The organism is Olivibacter sp. XZL3, from assembly GCF_004368405.1.
In the GTDB taxonomy this organism is placed as follows: Bacteria; Bacteroidota; Bacteroidia; order Sphingobacteriales; family Sphingobacteriaceae; genus Olivibacter.
Genome location: NZ_SBJH01000041.1, coordinates 105849 through 112072, shown reverse-complemented (window position 1 = coordinate 112072; position 6224 = coordinate 105849). Strand labels below are relative to the sequence as shown.

Here is a 6224-nt window from a genome sequence, read left to right as displayed (position 1 = left end):
GCGAGACCTCAAAAAACCAGCACTTATAAAAGATATTAAATCAAGGAATTAGGAAGCGAGTTCAAGACCCTCACTTTCCGCCAAAGCCCCGCAAGCCCGACGATAGTCGGGTTTTTTCGTTTAATGGATTTGCCAAGCTCGCTTGAGCGAAAACATTAAACGAAAAAATAACGGAGCGAAGCGAAGGCTTGCGAAGCTTTGAAGCCTCCCCCTTTAAAGGGATCACCGAGCGAAGCGAAGGTAATCCCTCACTTTCTGCTGGATCAAATACTGCACAAGGTGCCATTTGTTATCTAGGTAAGCCGAGCGGGCCCCGGCGAGGCGTAAATATAAAGATTTGGGCGCCTAGCGACCAGCATTTAACCTGAAGCCTCCCCTTCAAAGGGATCACCGAGCGAAGCGAAGGTAATCCCTCACTTTCCGCTGGATCAAATACTGCACAAGGTGCCGTTTGTTAAGATCACCGAGCAAAGCGAAGGTAATCCGCTTTATAGACACAAAAAAAGGGAGACAAAACGCATTTTGCCTCCCTTTTCATAAACTAACCTAAATCGTTGTCGAAATTACCCTTTAAAATATCCGATGATAAGTTCAGCTAATTCTTCACCTATCCTTTCTTGTGCCTCGTTGGTTGCTGCGCCAATATGAGGAGTTAGTGACACCTTTGGATGGTTCAGTATTTCCTTTCTTGGCGTTGGTTCGCTGTCGAATACATCCAAACCGGCAAAGGAAACAATTCCATTATCCAAGGCCTCTATCAAAGCCAATTCATCGATGGTACCGCCTCGTGACGCATTCACAATACCTACTCCCTTTTTCATCAAAGCAAACTCCTCTTTGCCTAAAACAGGCCTTTCCAGAAAAGGAACGTGTAAACTAATAAAGTCGGCCTCCTTAATCAATTCATCGGTACTTACCTGGTTAACGGGAACATCCACCGAAATGCCACCCGATAATCTGAGTGTTAAGGTCTTAGGAATCGCGACAAAGTCACTGGCAATCACGTTCATTCCCACTCCTAAAGCAACTTTTGCAGTTTCCTGTCCGATACGGCCAAAGCCTATCACACCTAATGTCTTACCTTTTAACTCAATTCCTTTAGCGTAAGCCTTTTTTAGACCTGCAAAGTTTGTGTTTCCCTCAAGGGGCATCTTACGATTTGAGTCGTATAAGAACCGAACGCCATTATAGAGATGTGCAAAAACAAGCTCGGCTACCGATTGTGAAGATGCCGCAGGCGTATTCACCACAGCGATACCTTTCGACCGGGCATATTCAACATCGATATTGTCCATACCGACACCGCCTCTGCCAATTAATCTCAAATTAGGACAGGCATCAATTAAATCCTGCCTGATTTTAGTAGCACTTCTAACCGTTATCGCGTCATAAGCTTGCAGCTTTACAGCCAATTCATCTTGGGGAATATGAACGGTATCAACGGTAAATCCAGCTTGTTCTAACAATTCCTTTCCTACCGGATCTATCCCATCGTTCGCTAATAGTTTCATTTGTAAATAAATTTATTTTTGTCCATCTTTCAGGCACCCTTCCTAATCTACAAAGGTAATCCCTGTTCAAAACTCTCCCATACAAAACGGCGAATATTTTGAAATCGACGGTTTATGTTAACATTTAGTTTAAAGCCCTATAGGATACGCCTGGCGTTAGGAGACGCATGTATAGCATAAGAAGCAGCGATACATAACCGTTTATCCACTTCCTACTGCTAGCCGTTATTCTCGGCAAATTCCTGCATTAAATCAACCAAGGTATTAATGCTTGTAATGGTAAGCGCATTATAAATGGAAGCCCTAAATCCGCCTACGCTCCGATGTCCCTTTAATCCTACCAGCCCCCTTTCCTCTGCCAGTGTTAAAAAGGACTTTTCCAATTCAGGATTTTCCATAACGAAGGTCACATTCATTCTGGAACGATCTTCAACGTTTGCTGTGCCTTTGAACAGTGGGTTACGATCAATTTCATCGTATAAAGTACGCGCTTTGATGATATTTTCACGCTCAATTTCCTGTATACCGCCCTTTGCTTTCAGCCAACGTAAATTCAACAGAGACACATAAATAGCATAAACCGGCGGTGTATTGTACATAGAACCGGCCTCGGCATGTTTACGGTAGTCGAATATAGATGGGATATCTCGACCGGTTTTCCCCAGCACATCATCTTTTACAATAACAAGTGTCACACCCGCCGGCCCCATATTCTTCTGTGCACCGGCATAAATTATGCCATAGTCAGCGACGTTAATTTTTCGGCTTAAAATGTCAGACGACATATCACATGCTAAGGGAACAGGCGATTGAGGCGCTTCAAACAGCTCAGTTCCATAGATGGTATTGTTAGAAGTATAATGAAAATAGGCGGCATCAGTCGGTATGACGTATTCCTTCGGTACATAAGAATAATTTGCATCTTTAGAGCTGGCGACGACCTGCACTGTTCCAAGTTTCTGCGCCTCCTTATAAGCTTTTGACGCCCACGTTCCCGAATCGAGATAAGCTGCTTTTCCGCTTTGCGGAAGCAAGTTCATGGGCACCATTGCGAACTGCTGACTTGCCCCTCCCTGTAAAAACAACACAGAATACCCTTCCGGAACAGCAAGTAAATCCCTCACCAATGCCTCGGTCTCTTCTATAACGGCTTCAAAGGCTTTCGAACGATGGGAAATTTCTAAAATTGACAAACCTGAACCATTAAAATCAATTATAGCTTGAGAAGCTTCTTTAAAGACCTCCGGAGGAAGTATGCATGGCCCCGCACCAAAATTATGTTTCATTATTCTTTCTATAGATTTAAAAAGTGAGCATTAAATTAACAATTGCATTATAAAATAGCTTTATACCGGTCTAGCAATAAAATTATCTCGATTAGGCAAATGTAAAGTTTTTATAAAAAAAACTCAAAGTTTTTAATGTTTTATTGTCAAAATAATGACAATCTTTTCGTTGACTTAAAGAGATAACAAAATTAAATTTTACAAAAAGGTCTACTACTGAAAAAGGGAGCCTCAGCTCCCCCTTTTTCAGTAGTAGACGTGATCAAATCGTTTTGGCGGTTGGCGACAGCTCCTTGAGTTGCCTGATCGACTTCAACTGGTCGGCCGCTGAAAAAACAGTATTTCCAGCAACCAGCACATTAGCCCCGGCTTGCAATAAAGGCAGAGCATTCTGGTGATTCACCCCTCCGTCGATCTCAATCAACAGATCCGGATTTTTACCTTCTGCAAGAAGACGAAGTTCCCGAATACGACGATAAGTACTTTCAATAAATTGCTGACCGCCAAAGCCTGGGTTTACCGACATCATACAAACCAAGTCAATGTCTTCGACAATATCATTCAAATGTGCAATCGGCGTATGCGGATTAATAGCAACGCCCGCTCTACATCCCAACTCCTTAATTTTCTGTATAGTGCGGTGCAAATGTATACAGGCTTCAAAATGAACGGATATATTAGTGGCTCCCGCCTCTTTAAACTGACCGAGATACCGATCAGGCTCGACTATCATTAAATGCACATCTAGCGGTTTAGCGGCATGGTGTTTCACCGCTTTGACAACCGGAAAACCAAAAGAAATATTTGGAACAAACAGACCATCCATAATGTCTACATGAATCCAGTCGGCCTCACTATTGTTGAGCATTTCGATATCCCGCTGAAGATTAGCAAAATCTGCTGATAAGATAGAAGGAGCTACTAAGTGTTTCATCGCTTAAAAACTTTATAAAAAATGAAATCTATAGCGTCGAGCGTATATGCGCTTGCACTATAGATTTTTTAAGTTCGCAACTAGCTACAACATGGTATGAAAAAGCCACTCCCTCTACTTTACGAAGTAGTGGCTATTCATTATGCTGCCGTTAGTCTTGTTTATTTTCTGATTCTTGCTTTTTCTCCGGACGCGGCAAAAGGGCCTTTCTGGAAAGCTTCAACTTACCTTGTTTATCAATATCCAGTAATTTTACTTTAACGATTTCTCCGACTTGGAAGATACCCTCCATCGTTTCGTAGCGTTTCCAATCGATTTCTGAAATATGAAGCAAACCGTCTTTACCGGGCAAGATTTCAACAAACGCACCGAAAGGCATAATAGATTTCACCTTACCTTCGTAAAGCTCACCCACCTCGGGTTTTGCAGCAATAGCTTTGATACGCCTTACCGCATCGTCGATTGACGTTTTGTTATCTGCAAATACCTGAACAATACCCTTGCCTTCAACTTCTTCAATGGAGATGGTAGTGCCTGTTTCACGTTGCATCTCTTGAATAATTTTACCACCAGGCCCAATAATAGCGCCAATAAACTCCTTGTCGATCGTTAAGCTAACAATCCGTGGAGCGTGTGGCTTAAAGTCTTCACGAGGAGCTTCAATTGTTTTAAGCATCTCGTTCAAAATATGCAAACGCGATTCTTTGGCTTGGTATAAAGCTTCTTTCAACACTTCCCATTTCAAGCCATTGATTTTTAAGTCCATTTGACAGGCAACAATACCCTTGTTTGTACCGGTAACCTTAAAGTCCATATCGCCCAAATGATCTTCGTCGCCTAAAATATCGCTTAGTACCGCATATCTACCGGTCTTTTCGTCGGTAATTAGTCCCATAGCAATACCTGATACGGGAGCAGTGATTTTCACCCCAGCGTCCATCAATGCCAGCGTTCCTGCACACACAGTTGCCATAGAAGAAGAACCGTTTGATTCAAGAATATCAGAAACTATGCGGATGGTATAAGGATTTTCCTCCTGACTTGGCAATACTTGCTTCAATGAACGCATAGCCAGATTACCATGTCCTACTTCTCTTCTTCCCGGACCACGGTTTGGCCTTACTTCGCCAGTAGAAAAACCTGGAAAATTGTAATGCAAAATAAAACGGCTATAGCCGTTGATAAAGGCGCCGTCAATCATTTGCTCGTCTTCCTTTGCACCTAATGTAACCGAAGTAAGTGACTGCGTTTCACCTCTGGTGAAAATGGCAGAGCCATGTGCTGCCGGTAAATAGTCAACTTCGCTCCAAATTGGCCTAACAGTACGAACATCGCGCCCATCAAGACGTATACCTTCGTTAAGGATCAAGTTCCGAACAGCGTCATATTGTACGTCATGGAAATATTTTTTTGCCAAAAATACTGTCTCTTCATCCGCTTCTTCACCTAAGGTTAAAGCAAACGCTTCGGCAATATCAGCGAACTTTGCCGAGCGCTCTTTTTTAGATAATCCTGATTTGGCAACGGCATATACACTTTCATACGTGGCGGCATACACACGTTCTTTCAGCTCTGGGTTACTAGGTTCGTGGTTATAGGTCCGCTTTTCTGAACTACCTACCATCTCCGCTAATTCAATTTGAGCTTGAACTTGAATTTTAATGGCTTCATGGGCAAATGCGATGGCTTCTACCATTTCTTCTTCAGAAATTTCCTTCGCCTCTCCTTCCACCATCACAATATCGTTCGCAGAACCAGCTACGATAAATTCGAGCGTTGCTCGCTCCAGTTCGCTAAGAAGCGGGTTGATAATTAACTTACCGTCTATTTTAGCTACGCGAACTTCTGAGATCGGTCCGTTAAACGGAATATCTGATACGGCTAAGGCTGCAGATGCTGCTAATCCCGCTAAGGCGTCCGGCATAATATCCTTATCGGCAGATATAAGTGTGATCATCACTTGCGTATCTGCGTGATAATCATCTGGAAATAAAGGCCGAAGCGCCCGGTCGACTAACCTGGAAATCAAAATCTCATAGTCGGATAAGCGTGCTTCTCTTCTTAAAAAGCCCCCGGGTATGCGTCCCGTTGCGGCATACTTTTCTTGGTAATCAACTGATAAAGGTAAGAAATCGGTACCCGGCTTGGCTTCGTGAGCAGACACTACAGTAGCCAAGAGCATGGTATTACCCATTTTTACCACTACAGAACCGTCGGCCTGTTTAGCCAATTTACCGGTTTCAATCTCGATCTGGCGTCCATCGCCAATATCGAATGCTTTTTTAATTGCGTTATAACTCATGTTTTCATTCAGTGATGCGTTGGTCGTCTTTAAAAACGCATCCATTTAAAATTATTAGACTCTTATTTTGGCACAAAGGTAAATAAAAAAAGCCATCACTTTATAGTACGGCTTCGTTAATTTATATCACGCAATAGGAAACACAGAGGCCTTGCAGAGAGGGCCAAAGGCCTATATAAACAAAATCAGGT

The 6224-nt window shown here is 42.8% G+C and carries 5 protein-coding genes; all 5 read right to left on the bottom strand.

Translation table 11 applies throughout. From position 1 onward, the window contains the following. Positions 1-70 precede the first annotated feature (70 nt). The 5 genes from EPX21_RS09360 to pnp all read right to left on the bottom strand — a co-directional run bounded on the left by EPX21_RS09360 (position 71) and on the right by pnp (position 6033). Positions 71-286: a hypothetical protein gene (locus EPX21_RS09360; protein WP_134089408.1), complete on the bottom strand. Its 216-nt coding sequence runs from the start codon at positions 284-286 to the stop codon at positions 71-73. Between the two features lie 277 nt (positions 287-563). Continuing rightward, positions 564-1511 (bottom strand): D-2-hydroxyacid dehydrogenase, encoded by a 948-nt coding sequence (locus tag EPX21_RS09355; RefSeq protein ID WP_134089407.1) that lies wholly within the window; start codon positions 1509-1511, stop codon positions 564-566. Positions 1512-1729: 218 nt separating this feature from the next. Then, on the bottom strand, positions 1730-2797 hold the full coding sequence (gene serC / locus EPX21_RS09350; protein WP_134089406.1) for a 3-phosphoserine/phosphohydroxythreonine transaminase: 1068 nt from the start codon (positions 2795-2797) through the stop codon (positions 1730-1732). Positions 2798-3059: 262 nt separating this feature from the next. Continuing rightward, the gene (gene rpe / locus EPX21_RS09345; RefSeq protein WP_134089405.1) at positions 3060-3731 is read right to left on the bottom strand and encodes a ribulose-phosphate 3-epimerase; all 672 of its coding nucleotides are present in this window, start codon (positions 3729-3731) and stop codon (positions 3060-3062) included. A gap of 151 nt (positions 3732-3882) precedes the next feature. Continuing rightward, on the bottom strand, positions 3883-6033 hold the full coding sequence (pnp, locus tag EPX21_RS09340) for a polyribonucleotide nucleotidyltransferase (RefSeq protein WP_134089411.1): 2151 nt from the start codon (positions 6031-6033) through the stop codon (positions 3883-3885). Positions 6034-6224: the final 191 nt, after the last annotated feature.

What these genes read in the sequence shown, in the direction of transcription:
- EPX21_RS09360 (WP_134089408.1), bottom strand. Translation starts at nt 286, where the DNA reads ATGGCACCTTGTGCAGTATTTGATCCAGCAGAAAGTGAGGGATTACCT.
- EPX21_RS09355 (WP_134089407.1), bottom strand. Translation starts at nt 1,511, where the DNA reads ATGAAACTATTAGCGAACGATGGGATAGATCCGGTAGGAAAGGAATTG.
- serC (WP_134089406.1), bottom strand. Translation starts at nt 2,797, where the DNA reads ATGAAACATAATTTTGGTGCGGGGCCATGCATACTTCCTCCGGAGGTC.
- rpe (WP_134089405.1), bottom strand. Translation starts at nt 3,731, where the DNA reads ATGAAACACTTAGTAGCTCCTTCTATCTTATCAGCAGATTTTGCTAAT.
- pnp (WP_134089411.1), bottom strand. Translation starts at nt 6,033, where the DNA reads ATGAGTTATAACGCAATTAAAAAAGCATTCGATATTGGCGATGGACGC.